Source organism: Clostridium cylindrosporum DSM 605, assembly GCF_001047375.1.
Classification (GTDB): Bacteria; Bacillota; Clostridia; order Clostridiales; family Caloramatoraceae; genus Clostridium_AB; species Clostridium_AB cylindrosporum.
The window spans coordinates 23,227-45,488 of record NZ_LFVU01000006.1 but is presented as its reverse complement, the minus strand read 5'-3'; the positions used below and the strand labels follow the sequence as shown (position 1 = coordinate 45,488).

21 protein-coding genes are annotated in these 22,262 nt (G+C 31.1%); 20 read left to right on the top strand and 1 reads right to left on the bottom strand.

The window, feature by feature from the left end; genetic code table 11:
- The first annotated feature begins 16 nt into the window (after positions 1–16).
- From CLCY_RS03830 to CLCY_RS03750, 17 genes are all read left to right on the top strand, one after another.
- Positions 17–1,126: a Gfo/Idh/MocA family protein gene (locus tag CLCY_RS03830; RefSeq protein WP_048569821.1), complete on the top strand. Its 1,110-nt coding sequence runs from the start codon at positions 17–19 to the stop codon at positions 1,124–1,126.
- Between the two features lie 22 nt (positions 1,127–1,148).
- Positions 1,149–1,889 carry an acyltransferase gene (locus CLCY_RS03825; protein ID WP_048569820.1) on the top strand — a complete coding sequence of 247 codons (741 nt, stop codon included), beginning with the start codon at positions 1,149–1,151 and terminating at the stop codon, positions 1,887–1,889.
- Positions 1,890–1,923: 34 nt separating this feature from the next.
- Positions 1,924–3,006 (top strand): leucine-rich repeat domain-containing protein, encoded by a 1,083-nt coding sequence (locus CLCY_RS03820; RefSeq protein WP_048569819.1) that lies wholly within the window; start codon positions 1,924–1,926, stop codon positions 3,004–3,006.
- 17 nt (positions 3,007–3,023) lie between these two features.
- Positions 3,024–4,094 (top strand): glycosyltransferase, encoded by a 1,071-nt coding sequence (locus CLCY_RS03815; RefSeq protein ID WP_048569818.1) that lies wholly within the window; start codon positions 3,024–3,026, stop codon positions 4,092–4,094.
- A 21-nt stretch (positions 4,095–4,115) separates the two neighbouring features.
- Positions 4,116–5,147 carry a glycosyltransferase family 2 protein gene (locus CLCY_RS03810; RefSeq protein ID WP_048569817.1) on the top strand — a complete coding sequence of 344 codons (1,032 nt, stop codon included), beginning with the start codon at positions 4,116–4,118 and terminating at the stop codon, positions 5,145–5,147.
- Between the two features lie 11 nt (positions 5,148–5,158).
- Entirely contained in the window at positions 5,159–6,322 is a 1,164-nt protein-coding gene (locus tag CLCY_RS03805; RefSeq protein WP_048569816.1) for a DegT/DnrJ/EryC1/StrS family aminotransferase, read from the top strand.
- Positions 6,285–6,938: a sugar transferase gene (locus CLCY_RS03800; protein WP_048569815.1), complete on the top strand. Its 654-nt coding sequence runs from the start codon at positions 6,285–6,287 to the stop codon at positions 6,936–6,938. Before CLCY_RS03805 ends, CLCY_RS03800 begins: the two co-directional genes overlap by 38 nt.
- A gap of 20 nt (positions 6,939–6,958) precedes the next feature.
- Positions 6,959–8,209: an O-antigen ligase family protein gene (locus CLCY_RS03795; RefSeq protein ID WP_048569814.1), complete on the top strand. Its 1,251-nt coding sequence runs from the start codon at positions 6,959–6,961 to the stop codon at positions 8,207–8,209.
- Positions 8,202–9,500, top strand: a complete 1,299-nt coding sequence (locus CLCY_RS03790; RefSeq protein WP_048569813.1) for a nucleotide sugar dehydrogenase — start codon at positions 8,202–8,204, stop codon at positions 9,498–9,500. The genes CLCY_RS03795 and CLCY_RS03790 overlap by 8 nt, the downstream gene beginning before the upstream one ends.
- Positions 9,501–9,580: 80 nt before the next feature.
- Positions 9,581–10,696: a glycosyltransferase family 4 protein gene (locus CLCY_RS03785; protein WP_048569812.1), complete on the top strand. Its 1,116-nt coding sequence runs from the start codon at positions 9,581–9,583 to the stop codon at positions 10,694–10,696.
- Position 10,697: 1 nt separating this feature from the next.
- Complete coding sequence (locus CLCY_RS03780; protein WP_048569811.1) at positions 10,698–11,414, top strand: WecB/TagA/CpsF family glycosyltransferase; 717 nt, start codon at positions 10,698–10,700, stop codon at positions 11,412–11,414.
- Between the two features lie 2 nt (positions 11,415–11,416).
- Positions 11,417–11,611: a hypothetical protein gene (locus CLCY_RS03775; protein WP_048569810.1), complete on the top strand. Its 195-nt coding sequence runs from the start codon at positions 11,417–11,419 to the stop codon at positions 11,609–11,611.
- Between the two features lie 97 nt (positions 11,612–11,708).
- On the top strand, positions 11,709–13,304 hold the full coding sequence (gene murJ, locus CLCY_RS03770; protein WP_048569809.1) for a murein biosynthesis integral membrane protein MurJ: 1,596 nt from the start codon (positions 11,709–11,711) through the stop codon (positions 13,302–13,304).
- A gap of 51 nt (positions 13,305–13,355) precedes the next feature.
- Positions 13,356–13,916, top strand: a complete 561-nt coding sequence (locus tag CLCY_RS03765) for a nitroreductase family protein (protein WP_048569808.1) — start codon at positions 13,356–13,358, stop codon at positions 13,914–13,916.
- A 50-nt stretch (positions 13,917–13,966) separates the two neighbouring features.
- Positions 13,967–15,355: a dipeptidase PepV gene (gene pepV, locus CLCY_RS03760; protein WP_048569807.1), complete on the top strand. Its 1,389-nt coding sequence runs from the start codon at positions 13,967–13,969 to the stop codon at positions 15,353–15,355.
- Positions 15,356–15,534: 179 nt separating this feature from the next.
- On the top strand, positions 15,535–16,668 hold the full coding sequence (locus tag CLCY_RS03755) for a CapA family protein (RefSeq protein ID WP_152668089.1): 1,134 nt from the start codon (positions 15,535–15,537) through the stop codon (positions 16,666–16,668).
- A 63-nt stretch (positions 16,669–16,731) separates the two neighbouring features.
- Positions 16,732–17,394: a hypothetical protein gene (locus CLCY_RS03750; RefSeq protein WP_048569806.1), complete on the top strand. Its 663-nt coding sequence runs from the start codon at positions 16,732–16,734 to the stop codon at positions 17,392–17,394.
- A 44-nt stretch (positions 17,395–17,438) separates the two neighbouring features.
- Here CLCY_RS03750 and purH read toward each other — a convergent pair whose 3' ends face one another.
- Entirely contained in the window at positions 17,439–18,938 is a 1,500-nt protein-coding gene (purH, locus tag CLCY_RS03745) for a bifunctional phosphoribosylaminoimidazolecarboxamide formyltransferase/IMP cyclohydrolase (protein ID WP_048569805.1), read from the bottom strand.
- Positions 18,939–19,081: 143 nt separating this feature from the next.
- Here purH and hisZ point away from each other — a divergent pair, with 143 nt between their 5' ends.
- The 3 genes from hisZ to hisD are packed head-to-tail and all read left to right on the top strand — an operon-like array spanning position 19,082 to position 22,262.
- Positions 19,082–20,335: an ATP phosphoribosyltransferase regulatory subunit gene (gene hisZ, locus CLCY_RS03740; RefSeq protein WP_048569804.1), complete on the top strand. Its 1,254-nt coding sequence runs from the start codon at positions 19,082–19,084 to the stop codon at positions 20,333–20,335.
- 13 nt (positions 20,336–20,348) lie between these two features.
- Positions 20,349–20,984, top strand: coding sequence for an ATP phosphoribosyltransferase (gene hisG / locus CLCY_RS03735; protein ID WP_048569803.1), 636 nt, complete (start codon positions 20,349–20,351; stop codon positions 20,982–20,984).
- On the top strand, positions 20,985–22,262 hold the full coding sequence (gene hisD, locus CLCY_RS03730) for a histidinol dehydrogenase (protein WP_048569802.1): 1,278 nt from the start codon (positions 20,985–20,987) through the stop codon (positions 22,260–22,262).

Genomic DNA, 22,262 nt, shown 5'->3' with positions numbered 1-22,262 from the left:
TTAAGAGGTGAGTAAAGTGAGTAAATTAAAATTTGCAATTATCGGATGTGGAAGAATATCATATAAGCACGTTGAGGCTATAGTTAACAATTATGAAGAAGCCGAATTAGTGGCGGTATGTGATGTTGTACCTGAAAAAGCTGAGGAGAAAAAAAGTCAATACATAAATGAAATAGGAAAAGATGCTAATGTTTCTGTTTATGTTGATTACAAGGAAATACTAGACAAGGAGAATATAGATGTAGCAGCTATTGCAACAGAAAGTGGATATCACAAAGATATAGCTATAAACTGCATGAAAAAAGGTGTCCATGTTATTGTTGAAAAACCAATGGCATTATCTGTTGATGATGCAGATGAAATGATTAAGTGTGCTAGGGAAAATAATGTGAAGCTTTGTGTAAGCCATCAAAATAGATTTAATAAGCCTATACAAGACTTAAGACGTGCAATTGAAGAAAATAGATTTGGCAGAGTAATCAATGGTACTGCTAGAATTCTATGGAATAGAAATATGGGCTACTATACTCAAGCTCCATGGAGAGGAACATGGGCTCAAGATGGTGGTACATTAATGAATCAATGTATACACAATATAGACTTACTTCAATGGATGATGAACTCTGAGGTTGATACAGTTTATGCTCAGTGTGATACATTTATTCGTGATATTGAAGCAGAGGATTTTGGGGCAATAATTGTTAGATTCAAAAGCGGTGCTATAGGAATTATAGAAGGTACTGCATGTGTATATCCTAAGAACCTTGAGGAGACTTTAAGTATTTTTGGAGAAAAGGGAACAGTTTGTATTGGTGGACTTGCAGTTAATAAAATAGAAAACTGGAAGTTCGAAGATAGCAGTGAAAATGAAGAAGCTGATATTTTAAAGGCACAGGATGCAGATCCTGATACTGTTTATGGATTTGGACATATTCCTTTATTTAAGGATGTTATAGATGCTATAAAAACAGGAAGAGAGCCTCTAGTTAATGGAGAAGAAGGTAAAAGAGGAATGGCAATAATTCTTGGTGCATATAAATCAAGAATTACTGGAATGCCAGTAAAATTCCCGCTTGAAAACTTCTCAACAATGGATATGGTAAATGTTCCTAAGATAAAAAAATAATCCTTTAGGGAGAGAAATAGATATGAGATATGTATCAGAAACCGCTGTAATAGGAGATAACGTGAACCTTGGAAGGTTTGTAGTTATCGAAGATGATGTAACTATAGGAAGTAACTGTTTAATAGGCCACAACGTTGTTATCCATAAAGGAAGTATTATTGGAGACAATGTTAGAATAGATGACAATACTGTTATAGGAAAAGAGCCTATGAGAGCAGTTAATAGCATATTTAAAGATGATAAAGCTTATTCTCCATGTAGAATTTCAAATGAATGCTTGATTGGAGCAGGATGTATTGTATATATAGGATGCAATATTGGAGAAAAGACTCTTATAGCAGATCAGGCTGTTGTTCGTGAAGATGTTACTATAGGAGAAAAGACAATTATAGGAAAAGGTGCAACTATAGAGAATTTCTGTACTGTAGGTTCGAATTGTAAAATACAAACCAATGTATACTTAACAGCATACTCAGATGTTGAAGACTATGTATTCATAGCTCCTTGCGTTGTTACATCAAATGATAACTATGCAGCAAGAAGTAAAGAAAGATTTAAGCATTTTAAAGGTGTAACTATTAAAAAAGGAGGAAGAATAGGTGCAGGTGCTGTTATTCTTCCAGGAAAAACTATACACGAAGAGGCTCTTGTTGCAGCAGGTAGTGTTGTAACAAGAGATGTAAATAAAGAAATGATAGTACTTGGTTCTCCTGCTAAGGAATTTAGAAAAGTACCTGAGGATCAACTTCTTAAGAATCAGTAATAAGTGCACAGTATAGCTACAAAGGAGGTTAAGGATGGATAAGATGAATGTTAAACTAAGGTCAGTTTTAAAAAGTAAAAAATTTATATTTGTACTAGTTGTAATAGCAATACTTGCTTTAAGCATGGTGTTTACAATCCTAAGGTCACCAAAGGCTCCTGTAGTCTATAACGATGTGAAAATTGAGTATAAGGATGATAATCTTGAAGAGGCAATAAGATCGGCGATTAAGAAGCCATTTGGAGATATATATGTACACGATGTTGTAAGTATAAAAAAGATTGACCTATCTAATAAGGACATTAGATATCTTAATGGTATAGAGTATATGTCAAACCTTGAAGGGATTAACTTATCGGAAAATAAAATAGATGATATAACTCCTTTAAAAGACTTAACTAAGCTTGAAGATCTTTTCCTTGGAGTAAATAAAATTAAAGATATAACTCCGATTAAAGACCTTGATGGTATTAAAAATCTTAAACTAAATAACAATGATATTCTAGATATCAGTGTTCTAAGTAATTTTAAAAATATAACTAAATTAGAGCTAAGTAGAAACCATGTAAGGGATATAGCTCCAATAAACAATTTAACAAACCTTAAAGAACTTTCACTAGCTTATAATAACTTAGGAAATGTTGATAGCATATACAAGATGAAGGGTCTTATGACATTAAATATATCAGGTAATTCTTTGGTAGGACTAAATGGAGTTGAGAACTTAACAAATCTTACTGAATTAAATGTTTCTGATAATGCAATATCTGATTTAAGTAAAACTAGTAATTTAATACTACTTAAAAAACTAGATGCAAGTAACAATAGAGTATCATCTATAGATGTTATTAAGCCTTTAACTGATTTAGAGTATTTAAGTGTTGCAAGTAACTTTGTATCAGATATTAAGGTAGTAGTAAACTTTAAAAAGCTTGAAATTCTGTCTGTTGTAAATACAAATGTTAAGGATTTAACTGTGATTAAATCACTACCTAAAATAAATGAATTATTCCTTGATAAGGACTCAGATAGATCCCAAATTCAGTACTTAAACGGAAAGCTTAAAAATTCAGATATATACACTAAATCAGAGTTTTTAAAGAAAGAAATATTTTAATATATGGAGGATGAACAATGAAGATTTGCTATTTAGCCGATGCAAATAGTTCCCACACTAGAAAGTGGTGTGATTTTTTCTCGTCTAAGGGATATGAAATTCATGTTATCTCCCTAAATGATGGAGAAATAAAAGGAGTTAAGGTTCATAGTCTTGGAATAGATAATTCTAAAGTTGCATATGGAGGCATATTTAGTAAGCTTAATTATGTTAAGAGAATCTTTAAAATAAGAAGCCTTATAAAAGAGATTAAGCCAAATATACTTCATGCTCACTATGCAAGTAGCTATGGGCTATTAGGAAGTCTTTGTAAGTTTCATCCCTTTATTTTATCTGTTTGGGGAAGTGATATTTATAGTTTCCCAATGGAAAGTGGTTTAAAAAGAAAAATTATAGAACATAATTTAAAATGTGCAGATTATTTAATGTCAACTAGTCAGGATATGGCTAGAGAAACTAGTAAGTATACTAATAAAGATATTATGATAACTCCATTTGGAGTAGACACAAGTCTGTTTAGACCACTAGATGTTAAAAAGGACAATAAAATAGTAATAGGAGCTATTAAAACCTTAGAGTCTCACTATGGTATAGATTACTTAGTTAAAGCTTTTGCTATTCTTTGTAATAAACACGATAATATTCTTCTAAAGATAGGTGGTAAGGGATCACAGCTTGATAACTTAAAAGCACTTGTTAAAGATCTAAATATAGAAAATAAAGTGGAGTTTCTAGGATTTTTATCCCAGGATGAGATAGTAAAACAATTTAATGTCTTCGATATAGCAGTTGTACCGTCACTTCATGAGAGTTTCGGAGTAGCATCAATTGAGGCTCAGGCAACAGGAACACCTGTTGTTGTAACAAATGCAGGGGGACTGCCTGAAACTGTAGAAGGTGACATAACTGGTTTTATTGTTAATAAAGGCGATGAGAATGAGCTTTCCATAGCAATTGATAAATTGATTGTTGATGAAGACCTTAGAATAAAAATGGGTGAGAGTGCAAGAAGTTTTATAGAGAAAAATTATAGGGTAGATGAGAACTTTAAAAAGGTGGATGAGCTTTATAGGAAAATAGCTAGATAATCTATTACAAGGAGTGAAAAGATGGATGATTCTAAGAAGAAGTTTGTTTCTATAGTTATTCCCTGCAGAAACGAAGAAAATTACATTGAAAAATGTGTAGATTCTATGGCAAAGCAAAGCTATGGAATAGAAAATATAGAGGTACTAGTAGTAGATGGTATGTCTACAGATAGAACTCAGGAAATAGTTAATGAATACTCAAAAAAGGTTCCTAATGTTAAGCTTGTTATTAACGAAAAAAAGGTTGCTCCAGTTGCCATGAATTTAGGAATAAAAAAAGCAAAAGGTGATATTATTATTATCTTTGGAGCCCATGCATATATGGATAAGGATTATGTTAAAAATTCAGTTGAAAAGCTTAAAGATGATAATATAGCTGTTGTTGGAGGAAGAATAATTAATCTAAGCGAAAATGATCTTTCAGAGGCAATATCACTTGCAATGGGATCTCCATTTGGAGTTGGGAATGCGCTATTTAGATATTCAGATAAAGAAGAGCTTGTGGATACTGTTGCATTTGGTGCATATAAAAGAGAAGTTTTTGATAATGTTGGTTTATTTGACGAGGAATTTGTTAGAAATCAAGATGATGAATTAAACTTTAGAGTAAGTAAAGCTGGATATAACATGCTTTTAAGCCCAAGTATTGAATCACACTATTATACAAGAGGTTCTCTAGGTAAGCTTTGGAAACAGTATTTTCAATATGGATTTTGGAAAGTGCGTGTTATACAAAAGCATAAAAGACCAGCCTCTATAAGACACCTTATTCCATTAATTTTTGTTAGTGGAATAATAGCTGGAACGATTCTAAGTATATTTTCAAAAGTGCTTATGATAATGTTTTTAAGTGTTTTAGGACTATATGCAGCGTTATCATTAGTATATGCAGTTAAGGCATGTAATAGTAAGTACAAGTATGTTCCAAGAATTATGTTATGCTTTTTAATACTACACTTAAGTTATGGTTTAGGATTTATAGAAGGTATTTATACTTTCCACATAAGTAAAAATTATGATAGAATAAACAAGAATACAAAAATGTCGAGGTAGGTGTTTTCATAATGAAGAGAACAGAGTTTTTACCCTATGCACTTCCTTTTATTGAAGAAGAGGAAATAAACGAGGTAGTAGATGCAATAAAGTCTAATTGGCTTTCAAAGGGACCAAAGACTATAGAATTTGAAAAAAGATTTGCTGAGTATGTTGGAGCAAAGCATGCTATTGCAATGAACTCATGTACAGCAGCACTTCATATAGCTTTAGTTGCAAATGGAATAGGAGAAGGTGATGAGGTTATTACAACACCACTTACATTTGCAGCAAGTGCAAACACTATTATACATACAGGAGCTATACCTGTTTTCGCAGATATAGATGCTAAAACTCTATGTATAGACCCAAGTAAAATAGAAGAAAAAATTACAGAAAAGACAAAGGCTATTGTCCCTGTTCATTATGGTGGACAATCATGTGACCTAGATAGAATAAATGAAATTGCGAAAAAGCATAATTTACTTGTTCTAGAAGATGCAGCACATGCTGTATACACAACACACAAAGGTAAAATGATAGGGTCAATTGGAGACACTACATCATTTAGTTTCTATGCTACTAAAAATATTTGTACAGGTGAAGGCGGTATGCTAACTACAAATAGTGATGAAATAGCAGAAAAGGCTAGAGTTATGAGTCTTCATGGAATGAGTAAAAATGCTTGGAATAGGTTTGGAAAAGGTGGTTCATGGTTCTATGAAATACTTTATCCAGGTTATAAGTATAATATGACAGATATGCAAGCAGCACTTGGTCTTTGTCAGCTAAATAAGATAGAAAAAATGCAAAATATAAGAAAAGAATATGCTGACATATATAATGATGCGTTTTCAAAGTTTGAAGAAATAATCACACCAGTTGAGGTGGAAGGAAATAGACATGCATGGCATTTATATGTTATCAGAGTAAAAGAAGAAATGTTAACTATAGATAGAAGTAAATTTATAGAGCGTCTTGCAGAGGAGAATATAGGCACTAGTGTTCATTATATTCCTGTGCATCTTCACCCTTATTATGCTGAAAGATTTGGCTATAAGTTAGGAGATTTCCCAGTAGCTGAAAAAGCCTATGACGGTATGATATCACTTCCACTATATCCAAGTATGAAAAAGAGTGATGTGGAGGATGTTATAAATGCAGTCACAAGAATTATTGAAGAAAATAGAAAGTAATCTTTCAAATAAAAGATTACAATTAAGCTTGAAAAGATTATTTGATCTTTTAATTTCCTTAATATTACTTGTTATTCTAAGTCCTATATATTTATTGCTAATACTGTGGATAAAACTAGACTCTAAAGGAGAGGCTGTGTTTAAACAAACTAGAGTAGGTTTAAATGGCACGCCATTTACTATATATAAATTTAGGACAATGGTTAAAGATGCAGATAAGATGTTCAATAGAGAATTTAATCGTGAAACTTTAGATAATTTTGTTTTTCAAGAAAAGGAAGATCCGAGAATAACTAAATCAGGTAAATTTCTTAGAAAAACAAGCCTTGATGAACTTCCTCAGCTTATAAACATTTTAAAGGGAGATATGAGTCTTATTGGTCCAAGACCAGAGATTCCTGATATTGCAAATCTTTATAATGATTACGAAAAAATAAGGCTTCTTATGAAGCCAGGAGTATCTGGACTTGCTCAAGTTAACGGAAGAGGAAATCTAGAACTTAAGGAAACTATAAAATTTGATGTAACCTATGTAGAGACTTTTTCACTTTGGAATGATATAAAGATTTTCTTTAAAACATTTAAAGTAGTTCTTTTAAGAGAGGGTGCATATTAGGTTATAAATGGAGGAAATATATGAAACTAAAAAATATATTAAATATTATTTTATATACCTTCATAATAATTGTTCCCCTAGTTCCTGTAAAAACAAAAATATCATTTATACCTATTGCAGCTGATACAGTATTTGGAGGATTAGCTATATTATTTGGTATAGCATATATATCCTTAAATTGTATAAAAGATAGGTCCTATTTAAATGTGGTTAAGTCTAAGGAAATGAAATTTCTTGGGGTACTTGCAGTGCTTTTTACAATAATTTCACTTTCTTCAGTATTTTATGCACAGAATAAAGTAGCAGCAATAACTGAAACAATTAGATTTATAGAGTACGTAGTGATTTTTTATATTATACTTATAGTTTCTGATAATGATTTTATTAAAAAATCACTGTCTATATTTTATATAGTTATGATTATTGCGTCTTTGTTTGGAGTAGTGCAGTTTATCTTTAATCTTTCAGGGTTTTATGATAATGGTACTTATCATCCCCTTGGACGTGGAAGAATATACTCTACATTTGAGAATCCTAACTATTGGGGTGCAGCTATAAATATGGTTATATTTTATCCTATTATCTGCTTTGTAGAAAAAAGAGGAAGTAGGTTATTAAATGGATTAGTATTTTTACTGTTTCTTTTCAATCTAATTTTTTCATCTACAAGGGGATCATGGCTTGGCTTTGGATTAGGGCTTTTAGTAATATCTATTTTAAGATATAGAAGAATGCTTCTATCTATACCAGCTTTGATTGTAGCTGCATTAATATTACCTGCAACTAGGCAAAGGTTCCTATCAATATTTGATCCGCACAATGCATCAGAAGGTGTTAGGGTGAAAATATGGAAAACGGGACTTGAAATGTTTAAAGACTATCCATTACTTGGGGTTGGAAATGGTAATTTCCTATTCAGATATAGAGAATATATATCAAAGTATCATGAACTTTATGCAGGAAGAACAATATTTACAACCCATAATTCATATATAAAAATGCTTGCAGAACTTGGAGCAATAGGAGGAGTATTATTTATATTAATATATGCTTCTCTAACACATATAACATTTAAGGTGTATAGATATACAAAAAGGTATAATTTAGTTGCGTTATCATTTATAGGATTTTGGTGTGCTTATCTATTCCAAAATTTCTTAAATAATTTAATGTTTATACCTCAGCTTAATGTACTAGTATGGATAATAACAGCCATGCTTTATAAGGGATACTATATTGAAAGTAAGAAGGGAGTAGCAAACCATGGATAAGGTTAAAAGTCACTTAGAAAATGTCGCGGTATTTGGACAAGGATTTGTTGGTCTTCCATTATCACTAAGCTTCTCATTTAGAGGATGTAATGTATATGGAGTAGATATACTTGAAAAGCTAGTAAATGAAACTAACAAAGGAATAACACATCACACTGAATGTTTTGAGGGTAAAACAATTCAAACAATATTAAATGAGGAACTTGAGGCAGGTAGATATAGAGCTACTGCAGATATTCCAGGAGCACTTGAAAAGTGTAATAATATTGTATTAACAGTAGGAATGACAGAAGTAATTGAATGCTGCAAAACTATTGGTAAGTATCTTAAGAAAGGTGACCTTGTACTAGTTAGAAGTACAGTTGTTCCTGGAACAACAGAGGACAAGGTTCTACCAATTCTTGAAGAAGAATCAGGTATGAAGGCAGGAGTTGACTTTTATCTAGCATATTCATCAGAAAGAATAGCTGAAGGATTTGCTTTTGATGAATTTGCATACATGCCAACAATAACAGCAGGAGTTAACGCTGAGAGTGCTGCTAGAGCAAAAGAACTTCTAGAGGTTGTTTGCCAAGTTCCTGTAATAGTTGCAAGTGAAATTAAAATAGTTGAAACTTCTAAGGTATTCGAAAATGTTCAAAGAGATGTAAATATAGCAATGGTTCAAGAATTTGCAAGATTTACAGAGGCGCTTGGAGTTAGTATTCATGAAGTTATAGAAGTTGCAAACACTCATAAAAGAGTAAATTTACTTACTCCAGGACCTGGAGTTGGAGGTTACTGTATACCTAATGCATACCATTATATAGAGCCAAAGGCAACTGAAATGAATATGACTATGGATATTTTAAAACTTTGCCGTGAAAAGAATGCTGACCTTCCAAATGTTATGGTAAATATTTTAAAGGATTCATTAAAATCAGTATCAAAGGAACTTTCAGGTGCTAAGGTTGGAGTTTTAGGATTTGCTATGAAGGATTATTCAAATGATGATAGAATAAGTCCACCAATCGAAATTATAAAACTACTTATTGAAGCTGGTGCAAAGGTTGAAGCATTTGATCCTGCAGTACCAACTGATTATGATTTTAAGGTAGATTCATTAGATAAGGTTTTAAATGGAAAGGATGCTATTGTTGTTCTTGCTAAGCAAAAACAATTTGATGAAATTACTGCAGATAGCATAATATCTTCAGTTAATAAAAATGCGGTAGTATTTGACACAAGAAACCTATTTAAAGGTATAAAAGACGAATTAAATAGTTCAAATATTGTTTATACAACTATATAGTTGTATTTATTATAAGTATAATTGTTTGATATAATAAAAGGGTATTTTTATACCCTTTTATTTTTTGGAGGTAGAAAGTTATGATTATTCTTCATATGATAAGCGGAGGAGAGTCCGGTGGTTCAAAGAAACATCTTTTATCATTAGCTAATGAGATGAAGGAGAGAAAAAGTAAAAACATTATACTTTGTTTTATAGAGGGAGAATTATATAAAGAAGCTAAAGCTATGGGACTTAAAACTTACCTTGTTAAACAAGAAAAGAGGTTTGATTTATCTATTGTAAGTAAAATAAAAAGTATATGTAAAAGTGAAGGTGTAGATATTATTAATTCCCATGGAGGTAGAGCCAACTTTATATGTTATTTTCTAAAAAAATTCTTAAAGGTAAAATACGTTACTACTATACATAGTGATTATGAAAGTGATTATAAGGGAAATACATACAAAACACTTATATATACAAATATAAATAAAATAGCATTAAAATCATTTAATAACTATATTGCTGTTTCAGAAAATTTTAAAAAGCTACTAATAAAAAGAGGTTTTAGAGAAAATAGGATATTTACAGTTTATAATGGTATAGACACAAAAGAGACAATTTCTACTTTGGATTATAATGAGATTATAGATAAGTACTCTTTAAAAATATTTAAAAGATACATAGTAATGGTAGCAAGACTACATCCTATAAAGGGACATAGGGATTTTTTAAATGCATGTGAATTAATTTATGAACAAATAAAAGATACTGGCATAATATTGGTTGGAGATGGAAGTTTAAAAGAAGAATTAGTAAATCTTATACAAAGTTATAAAATAAAAAATAATATAATGTTTGTAGGATTTAAGGAACCAGGTGATTTTTTTAGGTTAGCTGAATTCACTGTACTCACCTCATATTCAGAAAGCTTTCCACTTGTTATACTAGAGTCAGGTTTATACGGTAAATGCGTAGTTGCCTCAAATGTAGGTGGCATACCTGAGATTATAAAGTCTATGGAAAATGGGCTTTTAACTATTCCAGGTAGTATAAATGATATAGCTGAAAAGTTAACTTTACTATTAGAAAATAGTAGTTTTTCAAAGGAATTTGGAGATAGACTTCGTGAAGATGTATTAAATAAGTTTTCAATTAAAGCTCTTGCAGATTCCTATGAAGAAATATGGAATAATATCTTAATGGGGGAATAGTATGAAAAATGAGAAGTATTTAGGGGTAGAAGTTTCGACTTATAGTATGGATGAGATTCTACTAAAACTAGATAATGTAATATTAGAAAATAAAAAGACCTTTATAGTTGCAATAAACCCTGAAAAAATAATGAAAGCTCAAGATGATAATAGTCTTTTGGAGCTTATTAATAGTGCGGATTTAAAAATTCCAGATGGATCAGGTGTGGTTCTTGCATCGAGGCTAAGTAATGGAAACATTAAAAGTAGGGTTACAGGAATAGACCTTATGAAAAATATCTGTATAGGTGCATCTAAAAAGAAATATAAAATATTTTTACTTGGGGCAAAACCAGAGGTTGCTAGAAGAGCCTCTGAAAAGCTAAAAGAAGAAATAAATGATATTCAAATAGTTGGTGTACAGGATGGATATTTTAAGGATGAGGAAAAAGTTATAAATGAGATAAACGATTCAGGGGCTAATATTTTATTTGTAGCTCTTGGAAGTCCTATGCAGGAAAAGTGGATTACAAAAAATATGGATAGGTTAAATTGTAATATTTTCATGGGTGTCGGAGGAAGTTTTGACGTTATTTGTGGGGATATTAATAGGGCACCTGTTTGGATGCAAAAGTGCGGAAGTGAGTGGGTATATAGATTGATTAAGGAACCTAGAAGAATAAGTAGGGTAAAAGTTCTACCGATGTTTATATTAAAAACTTTATCTAGGAGGGATTAGAATTGTCTAAATATAGAACAATGTCGCTTATATTTGGGCTATCTATAATAGTGGCTGTTTTTGGACTATATAGATTGGATACTGCTACTAAGTCAAAGGGAAATAGTAACTATTTGGTTGATATTAATACAAAATCTAATTTAAAGGATATTAGTAATACATGGTTTAGTAAATTAAGCTACAAAAATAAAAATTAAGCTAATACTAATGACAAAATAAAAGTAATTATGTTGAATTATAGAATTTGTTCAATTATAATTTAAAGGATATGCATAATAGCAAGGAGATGGAAATATGGTAGCGAACCAAGGAAAAGAGGAAAATATAAAAAGGGCCACAATTATAGTTATGCTAACCCTTTTTATAAGTAGATTATTAGGTTTTGTAAGAGAAGTAATTGTTGCAAGTGTATATGGGGCTTCAGTTCAAACAGATGCTTTTTTTGCAGCTTTTACTATACCAGATGTAATGTTTAACCTACTTATAGCAGGTGCACTAAGTTCAGGATTTATGCCTGTATTTACTTCTTATTTAGCTAGAGGAGAAGAAAAAGAAGCATGGAAGTCTGCAAATTCATTTATAACTATTTCTATGATATTTATAATCATTTTTAATATTCTTGGAATGACATTTGCAAGATACTTGGTACCTTTTGTAGCTCCAGGTATGGTTAAAACACCAGCTGGATTTGAATTAACAGTAAATCTTACTCAAATAATGTTTACTGCTGTTACATTTACAGTATTAGCAGGTCTTCTTAGAGGAATACTTAATTCATATAAAGTATTTACATCTCCAGCTATTGGTCCTGTTTTATATAATGTAGGAATGATACTTGGAGCAATGGTACTTGGAGCAACATCACTTGGAATATATGGAATGACAATAGGTGTTATATTAGGTGCGGTGATGAACTTTTTAGTTCAGGTACCTGATTTTAGAAGAGTTGGAGGAGCTAAATACTTAAAGTTATCCTTAGATTTTAAAGACCCTGGTTTTAGAAGAATGATTACACTTATGGTTCCTGCAATTATTGGGCTTTCAGTAAGTCAGCTTAATATTGTAATAAACCAAAGTATTGCATCATTAGTAGGTGATGGATATATATCCCTAGTAAGATATGCAAATAGAGTAATGCTTCTTCCACTTGGGATATTTGCTATGGGGATTGCAACTACATTGTTTCCAGTAATGAATACCCAAATTGCAAGAAAAGAATATGAAGGCTTTAAAGATACTTTCTCTGAGGGGTTTAGAACAATAATGTTTATAACAATACCTGCAGCTGTTGGTATGATAGTTTTAAGTGAGCCTGTAATTCGTGTACTATATAAATCCGGTTCATTTACAGAATCAGACGTTAAAATAACTGGTGTTATTCTCGCATGTTATAGTTTAGGACTTATAGGACAATCTGGAGTTCAAATTATAACAAGGGGATTCTATGCTATTCAAGATACAAAAACTCCGGTTAAGGTTGCTGCTATAACTGTTGCTGTAAATGCTATTTTAAGTGCTGGATTAACATTTTTAACCCCACTTGGCATTGCTGGAGTTTCACTTGCGTATTCGATTTCAAGTATGATAAATATGTATCTTCTATATAGGGGACTTAAGATGAAAACAAAGGGCCTTAGAACAAAGGAAATTGTAAAATCTTCAACTAAGGCATCTATAGCATCCTTTATTATGGGAGGAGCAGTTCTTATTATAGCTAGAACTATGGAAAGTATTGTAGGGGTAGAAACTAAACTTGACGAAGTAATTGCCGTAGGTTCAGCAATGATTATAGGAATACCACTATACTTTTATATTGCTTATAAATTTAAAATGTCAGAAATGGACTTTTTCTTAGCAAAAATTAAAAATAAGATAAAGAAGTCTAAATAAGTGAATTTCAAATTTAAAATATAGGCATACTATCCTTAGGAGGTGATATACTTGGATTTTTTAACTCTACTAAAATCAAGACATAGTGTAAAATCTTTTAAGGATCAGGATGTTCCAAAGGAAAAAATACAAAGTATATTAGAAAGTGTTACTTTATGCCCATCTTATAGGAATCTTCAAAGCTTTAAGGTACTATTAATTACTGATAGTAATGTTAAAGGTATGATAGAAGCAATTATTCCAGAGGATAATAGAGGGAAAAAGGGGTTTGTAGAAGCGCCTTTTTCAGTAGTTGTTGTAGCAGATGCAGGAGCTTCTGAAGATCAGAGAGAAAACAAATATTATATGTTTGACGGAGCTATTGTAATGTATAACATTCTACTTGCAGCTACTAATGAAGAACTTGGTTCATGCTGGATTGAGGTTGAAAATGAGGATGAACTTAAAAATGCATTAGATATTCCTAAGAAGTATAAGGTTATAGGGATATCTCCTATAGGTTATGCTGAAGATCCTACTGGGGATAATGGAAATACTGATTTAATAGATAAAAAGAGCATAGAAGAAGTTTCCTATGAAAATGTATGGAAAAATGAACTAAGTTATTTTTAAGGTGCCTATGCACCTTTTTTTAGTTATATAGTCTTAAAGGAGTGTACATAGTGAATTTAGAAAAGACAATTGATGTATTAAGAGAAGAGATAATAAAATCTACAAGGGAATTAATAGCTATAGAAAGTATTGAATCATCTCCAAAGGATAATATGCCATTTGGAGAAAACATACAAAAAGCTTTAGATTATGCACTTAATTTATCAAGAAAAATGGGCTTTAAAGTTGTTAATCTTGATAACTATATAGGTTATGCGGAATTTGGAGAAGGCGATGAATATATTGCTATTCTTGGTCATCTAGATGTTGTACCAGAGGGAGAAGGATGGATAGGAAGTCCATATTCAGGAGATTTAATAGATGGAAAGATTTATGGTCGAGGTGCACTTGATGATAAGGGACCTACTATTGCAGCTCTTTATGCTCTAAAGGCTATTAAAGACTCAAATATAAAAATAAATAAAAGAGTAAGAATTATTTTTGGGACGAATGAAGAAACCGGTTGTACAGATATTCCATATTACTTAGAGAGAGAAAAGCCTCCTATAATGGGATTTACTCCTGATGCAGATTTTCCTGTTATACATGGTGAAAAGGGATTACTTATTTTCGATGTAATGAAAGAAGTATTAGATAGGCAAACTTCAAGCTTTAAGGTAGTATATATTAAAGGTGGAACAAGGGAGAATATGGTTCCAGATTACTGCGAATCAGAAATCCTAACAGAGGAGAAAAGTAAATTTATAGATATCTTTAAAAGATTTATAGATGATACATATTTTGATATGAAATTTGAAGAAACAGATATGGGATTTATAATAAAAAGTTATGGAGTATCAGCACATGGAAGTACGCCTCATCTTGGGAAAAATGCTATTATGCAGCTTGTTAATCTTTTAGCATTACTTAATTTAAACGGAAGCTTAGGAGAATTTATAAGTTTTCTTAATAATAAAATTAGTTTTTCAACAAAGGGTGAAGGCCTTGAAATAAATCTTCATGATGAGGTTTCAGGAAGTCTTTCCATGAATCTTGGAATAATTGACGTTAAAATGGAAAGATGTCTGGTTTCTCTTGATGTTAGACATCCTGTTACATTTAAACTTGAAGATGTTATGAAGCCTCTAAAGAAAAATTTAATAAAAGAAGGTATGAAAATTCAAAACCTTACATATAACGATCCATTATACTTTGATGTAGACCATCCATTAGTAAAGTCACTACAGGATGTATATTGTAAAATTACAGGAGAAGATGTAGGACCAATAACCATTGGGGGTGGGACATATGCAAAGGAGATGCCAAATACAGTAGCATTTGGTCCTAGTTTCCCTGGAAATGAAGATGTGGCTCATAAACCAAATGAGTATATATCAGTTGAAGACCTAATAACATGCTGTAAGATATATTCCAATGCTATATTAAAGCTCTCAGAATAATGATAAAAGTTAATAATTTTTATGTTTGTAAGTAATAACTATAGAAGATATCTATAGCTATTACTTTTTTATTTCATATTTATTCAAATGTTTTAATGCTATAATTAGCCTAATATTAATAAAATTATTAATACTTTCATATATGTTTTATTAGATTAATTATAAAATGGGGTGATATTATGAGTAATAAGGGGAGGAAGTTAAAGGTAAAAAAAGAAAGAAAGTTATTATTTACATTTACATTGTGTTCTTTGGTTTTTTTATGTACTATGATATTTTCGCTTTATAAGATGATTGAAGTATCAAGATCATCTAAGAATATGGATTCATCTGAAGGTAATATATTATTAAAAAATAGAGAGTCAAATAAAGATTCATTAAGCAAGGTGAAGGATGTTAATGAAACTATAATAAAAATAAGTGCAGTAGGAGATTGTACACTTGGATCAGATACCGATGATAGGGGAAATAGTTTTACCTCTGTTTATAACAAAAAAGATGATCCATCTTATTTCTTTTCCGGGGTTAAAAATATATTATCATCAGACAGTCTCACAATAGCTAATTTAGAGGGACCACTTACTACAAGAGGAGAAAAATCATCGAAAAGATTTTCTTTTAGGGGAAGTCCGGAATATACTAAAATATTAACTACTGGTAGTGTAGAGGCAGTAAATCTTGCTAATAACCACAGTATGGATTATGGTCAGATTGCCTACGATGATACTAAAAAATACTTAAAGGGTGATGGAATAGAGTATTTTGGTAATAATGAAAAGTCTATAATAGAAAAGAATGGAATAAAAATAGGTCTTTTAGGATATAAAGGATGGAGTAGTAGTAATCAAATAAAAAAGAATATTGAACTTGAAATAAAAAGATTAAAAAGTGAAGTAAATCTTATTATAGTATCTTTTCATTGGGGTGATGAAAGGGCAAAAACCCCTAATAATATACAAAAAAGCTTAGGTAAACTAGCAATAGATAGTGGCGCAGACCTAGTGCTTGGACATCATCCCCATGTAATTCAAGGTATAGAGGAGTATAATGGAAAGTACATAGTATATAGTCTTGGAAACTTTAGCTTTGGTGGAAATACAAATCCTAAAGACAAAGATTCATTTATATATCAACAAAGTTTTAAATTTGATTCAAGCAAAAAAAATATTAAAATAGAAACTCCTTTAACAATACCTGTATCTATATCTTCAAGTGAAGGCTCAAATGATTATAGACCATATATCTTGGAAGGTGAGGAAAAGTCAAGGGTACTTAAGAAGATAGAAGAGAGATCCAAAATTATAAATTATTAAGTTTAAGAATATATTTTTCATAGGGTGGGAAACTACAATAAAATAATATTAATAGGTGGTTTCATGATACTATATGAGATTTTTAGTAAGTATACAACTTCTATATTATCAACAATTTCTATTTTAATAGGAAGTTTAGTTGGTTCATATTGTAGTTGGATTATTGCTAAGAAAACCAATTGTGAAAGTATTAAAGAGCAGTATAGGATTTTAGAAGAGAATAGAAAGTATGATTTATATCATCGAAACAAGAATATAGCAATAAGTGCTAATATTGTTAGACTTGATATTGCAAACTCAATATTTCAAAGTATAAGATTTTGTAGTAACTATAAAGAAAAGAGAGAAATAAATTACTATTCTATTCCTTCGACTAAGGATTATTCCTTACATGTTGCGTCACTTTCACAAAAATATTCAATTAAAGAGTTAAGTTATATATATCAATTATACGGTATAATAGATAGGTTAAATTATATAACAATAGGATATGAAAGATATGAAGAATCAGTAATCGTAGACGCATATACAAGTCTTCTAAGAAAAATTTATGGAGATAATTATAATATTGTAATAGATTTAGATGATAAACAGTTAAGCTACAAGGACTTATATAATAATAACCTTATTCTAGAAGGTTATAAAAAGGTGCTTAGCATACTTGATGAGATTTGTAATATTGAAGAAATAAATATAAACATAGTAAGTGATGATTTTGAAAGATAAATATTAATATGAAAAACTGGATAAGGAAAACCCTATCCAGTTTTTTAGTGATTAAAGTGACGTATTCCTGTAAATACCATAGGAATATCTAGTTCATTACATTTATTAATTGATGCATCATCATGAATTGACCCTCCAGGCTGAACAATTGATGATATATTATATTCCTTACATAATGTTACAATATCATCAAATGGGAAAAATGCATCTGATATAAGAACGCCTTTTCCACCTGACATATTTAAGGCATTTTTAGCTGCACCTATTCTACTAACCTCTCCCCCTGATATTCCAATAGTTTTTCCATCTTTAACTACTAATATTGCATTAGATTTAACGTATTTTGCTATTTTCATTCCAAATACCATATCATCTAAATCCTCTTTAGATGGAGATGTGTTTGTTACAACTTCTAATTTATCTAATACCTTTGAATCATTACTTTGAAGTAGAAGTCCACCGGATACTGAAATAACTTGTATTTCATTTTCTACCTTTGGAGTATTAATTTCAATTAGTCTAAGATTAACTTTCTTAGAGAAAAATTCTCTAGCATCAGTACTAAACTTAGGAGCTATTATAACTTCTAAGAATGTTTCACTTAACTTCTCAGCAAGATCTAGTTCAACTTCTCTATTAAATGCTACAATTCCACCAAATATTGATGTACTATCACATTCGTAGGCCTTTGTGTATGCTTCAAGTGGAGAATTAGCTACAGCTGCACCACATGGTATATTATGCTTAACTGCAGAGCATGCACATTCATCGAATTCATTAACAATTTTCCATGCTACGTCAATATCACGAATATTATTATATGAAAGGGCTTTCCCTTGAAGTATATTAAAGTCTTTTAATGAACCATCTTTATTAAGAGAAGTATAAAAGGCTGCTTTTTGATGAGGATTTTCTCCATATCTTAGTGTACTTTCTCTTTTAAATGACCCTGAATAGAACTCAGGAAAATCTTCTTCAAGTAGAAAGCTAGATATTGCGCTATCATACACAGCTGTGTATGAAAAGGCTTTCCCAGCAAGATATTTTTTCTTTTCAAAGGATAGTGAACCATTTGAGTTTATTTCATTCATTATATCTTCATAGTCATTTGGATCAATAACAGGAACAGAATATTTAAAGTTTTTAGATGCCCCTCTTATTAATGATGGGCCGCCGATATCTATATATTCTATTTTTTCATCAAAGGAAATATTAGAATTTACATTTTGAAAAAATGGATATAGATTAACTATTACCATATCAATACTTTCACAGTTCATTTTTTCAATTGTTTCTACATGTGATTTATCATCTCTTCTGTATAGTATTCCAGCATGAATTAGTGGGTGAAGTGTTTTAACTCTCCCGTCTAATATTTCTTCAAACCCAGTAACATCTTTTATTTCTATAGCGTTTATTTTGTTATCTAAAAGATAAGTATAGGTTCCCCCTGTTGATATTATTTCATAACCCTTTTCTACTAGAAAATTAGCAAATGGTATAAGATTTGTTTTATCAGAAACACTTATTAATGCTCTTTTCATATGTTTACCTCCTAAACCTAATATATATAAAATTTAACACAAAACATATTGACTTTAAAGAAAAAAAACTTTATGATATTATTAATTTAACTTGATAAAGTGATAAAGAGTGAAATCGTGAATATAGATAAGGGGGAAAGGTTATGGAGAGTATTAAGGGATTTGTACCTGAAGGTGTTGAGGATATTAATAGCTTAGAATTTGGGATGAAAGACAAGGTAATAGAGGGGATTAATCAGGTGTTTAAAAGTTTTGGATATAAGCAGATATTAACTCCAACATTTGAATACTACGACCTTTTCAATGACATTAAGGGAACTATAGACAAGGAAGAAATGTTTAAGTTAATAGATAGAAATGGAAGAATCCTTGTTTTAAGACCAGACGTTACTATTCCAATAGCTAGAATGGGGTTATCAAGCTATAAGGAGAAAAAAGAGGCGCTAAAGTTTTCATACTCAACAAGTGTATATAGAATGCAAAGTATTGAAAACGGAGGAAAAGCAGAATTTATTCAATCAGGTGTAGAATTCCTTGGAGAAGAGGGAGTAGATTCAGATGCTGAAATTATAGTAATTGCTATAAAGTCTCTTTTAAAATGTGGATTTAATAATTTTAAAATTGATATAGGTGAGGCATCATATTTTAAGTGTCTACTTGATGAAACTAAGCTTTTAAATAGTGAAATAAATGAAATAAAAAAATATATAGAAGCTAAAAATTTTACAGGACTTGAGTTTTATATCCACAGCTTAAGTATAGATGAAAATGTTAAAAAGGTTATATTAAGTCTACCAAGTTTATATGGAAATGTAGATAGGGTTATAGAAAGGGCTAAAGAACTTTCGCTTAATGAAAACATGAAAAAGGCTGTAGATAACCTAGGGAAAATCTATGAGGTATTAAAGGAATATGGTTATGAAAAGTACATCCTAGCTGACCTTGGAATTGTAAGCCATATAAACTATTATACAGGACTTGTTTTTAAAGGATATGTTAATGGATATGGACGTGAAGTTTTAGGTGGAGGTAGATATGATAATCTAACTAAAACATATGGAGAATATATGCCATCAACTGGCTTTGGCATAAATATAGATGCCATTATAGAGGCTATGAAAATAAATTCTCTTTGCGATGAGGCTGTTGAAAATGTAGATTATGGAATCATTTATGAGACAGACAAAAGAAAGGATGCTATAAGAATTGCAAGTCTACTTCGCGATGCAGGTTATAGTGTTGATACAAGAAAGTTAAAGGGTAATGAGTCAGGTTTAAATGGGTATAATAGGATAATACTTATTAAGGATAGAATTTACATTTCTAATAAAGAAGATGATAAAGAATCCTTCGAAGGAACCTATGAATTTATAGAAAGTTTAGGGAAAATGGTGTAAGGGGGTTAGGTAGTTGGATTATATTAATATAGCATTAGGTAAAGGCAGAATAGCTAAAAAAAGCATAGAGCTACTTGAAAAAATAGGAATAACATTTGATGATTATTCAGATGATAGTAGAAAATTAATATTTGAAAATAAAAAGGATAAAGTTAGACTTGTTTTTGTTAAGGCTACTGATGTTCCTGTTTATGTTGAAAGAGGAGCTGCTGATATAGGGGTTGTTGGTAAGGATACACTACTTGAGGAAAATAGGGAGCTTTATGAAATACTTGACCTTAACTTTGGAAAATGTAAGTTTTCAGTTGCGGCACCTACTGGATACAGCTATGGTAAGTCAGGCAAATTAAAGGTTGCTACAAAGTATCCACATGTTGCAAAGATGCATTTTAGCAAAAAAGGTGAAGATATTGATATTATTAAGCTTAACGGTTCAGTTGAACTTGCACCCCTTGTTGGCCTTTCAGATGTAATAGTAGACATTGTAGAAACTGGAACAACACTTAAGGAAAATGGTCTTGTTGTTATAGAAGATATATGTTCTATAAGTGCAAAAATGGTTGTAAACAGAGCAAGCTTTAAGGTTAAAAATGAAAAAATAGAAGAAATAATAGAAAAAACACGCGCTTTAGTTAAGGAGGATAAATAAATGAAAATAGTTAAAGTTAATAGTGAGAATTATATAGAATTAGTTGAGAAGATGCTTAATAGAGGAGAAGACTCATTTGATAAAATAGACGAAATAGTAGAGGGAATTATATCTGATATAAGAAAAAGAGGAGATAGTGCCCTAATCGAATACACAGAAAAGTTTGATAAGGTAAAACTTGAATCTTTAAGAGTAACTGAAGAAGAAGTTAAGGAAGCTGTTAAGGAAGTTGGAGAAGACTTTATAAGAATACTTGAAAAAGCTAAGGCGAATATTGTAAGTTACCACGAAAAACAAGTTGAAAAGTCATGGATGACAAACGAAGGAAATGGTAGCATACTAGGTCAGGTTGTAACTCCAATTGAAAGAGTTGGTATATATGTGCCAGGAGGAAAGGCTGCATACCCATCAACTGTTTTAATGGACGCTGTACCAGCTTTAGTTGCAGGGGTAAAGTCTATTGCAATGGTAACTCCACCACTAGCTGATGGAAAGGTAAACCCATATATTCTAGCATCAGCTTATGTTTGTGGAATAGATGAAATATATAAAATAGGTGGAGCACAAGCAGTTGCTGCACTTGCATATGGGACTGAAACAATAAAGCCAACTTATAAGATTGTAGGACCAGGAAATATATTTGTTGCAAGAGCTAAGAGAATGGTATTTGGAAAAGTTGGAATAGATATGATAGCAGGACCTTCAGAAATTTGTATAATAGCAGAGGATGGAGACGAAAAGCTAATCGCAGCAGATCTTTTATCACAAGCTGAACATGATGAAATGGCAGCAAGTGTACTTGTTACTACTTCAAGTGATCTAGCTGAAAGAGTATCAAAGGAAGTAGATGTACAATTAAAGTCACTTCCAAAATGTGAAATGGCACAAAGTGCAATTGATAACCAAAGTGCTATATTCCTAGTTGAAACACTTGAAGAAGCATTTGAAGTTGTAAACCAAGTAGCACCTGAACACCTTGAAGTTATGGTAGATAATCCATTTGAATACCTACCTAAGATAAGAAATGCAGGGGCGATATTCCTTGGAAAATATTCACCAGAACCTCTTGGAGATTACTTTGCAGGACCTAACCACACTCTTCCTACAAGTGGAACAGCAAGATTCTCATCACCACTTGGAGTACAGGATTATGTTAAGAAATCAAGCCTTATTTATTACTCAAAGGATGACTTAGCAGGCGTTAAAGATGATATAATAACATTTGCAGAGAATGAGGGGTTAACTGCACACGCAAATTCAATAAGAGTGAGGTTCTAA

What these genes read in the sequence shown, in the direction of transcription:
- CLCY_RS03755 (WP_152668089.1), top strand. Translation starts at nt 15,535, where the DNA reads ATGAGTAATAAGGGGAGGAAGTTAAAGGTAAAAAAAGAAAGAAAGTTA.
- CLCY_RS03785 (WP_048569812.1), top strand. Translation starts at nt 9,581, where the DNA reads ATGATTATTCTTCATATGATAAGCGGAGGAGAGTCCGGTGGTTCAAAG.
- CLCY_RS03810 (WP_048569817.1), top strand. Translation starts at nt 4,116, where the DNA reads ATGGATGATTCTAAGAAGAAGTTTGTTTCTATAGTTATTCCCTGCAGA.
- hisZ (WP_048569804.1), top strand. Translation starts at nt 19,082, where the DNA reads ATGGAGAGTATTAAGGGATTTGTACCTGAAGGTGTTGAGGATATTAAT.
- CLCY_RS03805 (WP_048569816.1), top strand. Translation starts at nt 5,159, where the DNA reads ATGAAGAGAACAGAGTTTTTACCCTATGCACTTCCTTTTATTGAAGAA.
- murJ (WP_048569809.1), top strand. Translation starts at nt 11,709, where the DNA reads ATGGTAGCGAACCAAGGAAAAGAGGAAAATATAAAAAGGGCCACAATT.
- CLCY_RS03795 (WP_048569814.1), top strand. Translation starts at nt 6,959, where the DNA reads ATGAAACTAAAAAATATATTAAATATTATTTTATATACCTTCATAATA.
- purH (WP_048569805.1), bottom strand. Translation starts at nt 18,938, where the DNA reads ATGAAAAGAGCATTAATAAGTGTTTCTGATAAAACAAATCTTATACCA.
- CLCY_RS03815 (WP_048569818.1), top strand. Translation starts at nt 3,024, where the DNA reads ATGAAGATTTGCTATTTAGCCGATGCAAATAGTTCCCACACTAGAAAG.
- CLCY_RS03800 (WP_048569815.1), top strand. Translation starts at nt 6,285, where the DNA reads ATGCAGTCACAAGAATTATTGAAGAAAATAGAAAGTAATCTTTCAAAT.
- hisD (WP_048569802.1), top strand. Translation starts at nt 20,985, where the DNA reads ATGAAAATAGTTAAAGTTAATAGTGAGAATTATATAGAATTAGTTGAG.
- CLCY_RS03780 (WP_048569811.1), top strand. Translation starts at nt 10,698, where the DNA reads ATGAAAAATGAGAAGTATTTAGGGGTAGAAGTTTCGACTTATAGTATG.
- CLCY_RS03820 (WP_048569819.1), top strand. Translation starts at nt 1,924, where the DNA reads ATGGATAAGATGAATGTTAAACTAAGGTCAGTTTTAAAAAGTAAAAAA.
- CLCY_RS03790 (WP_048569813.1), top strand. Translation starts at nt 8,202, where the DNA reads ATGGATAAGGTTAAAAGTCACTTAGAAAATGTCGCGGTATTTGGACAA.
- CLCY_RS03825 (WP_048569820.1), top strand. Translation starts at nt 1,149, where the DNA reads ATGAGATATGTATCAGAAACCGCTGTAATAGGAGATAACGTGAACCTT.
- CLCY_RS03750 (WP_048569806.1), top strand. Translation starts at nt 16,732, where the DNA reads ATGATACTATATGAGATTTTTAGTAAGTATACAACTTCTATATTATCA.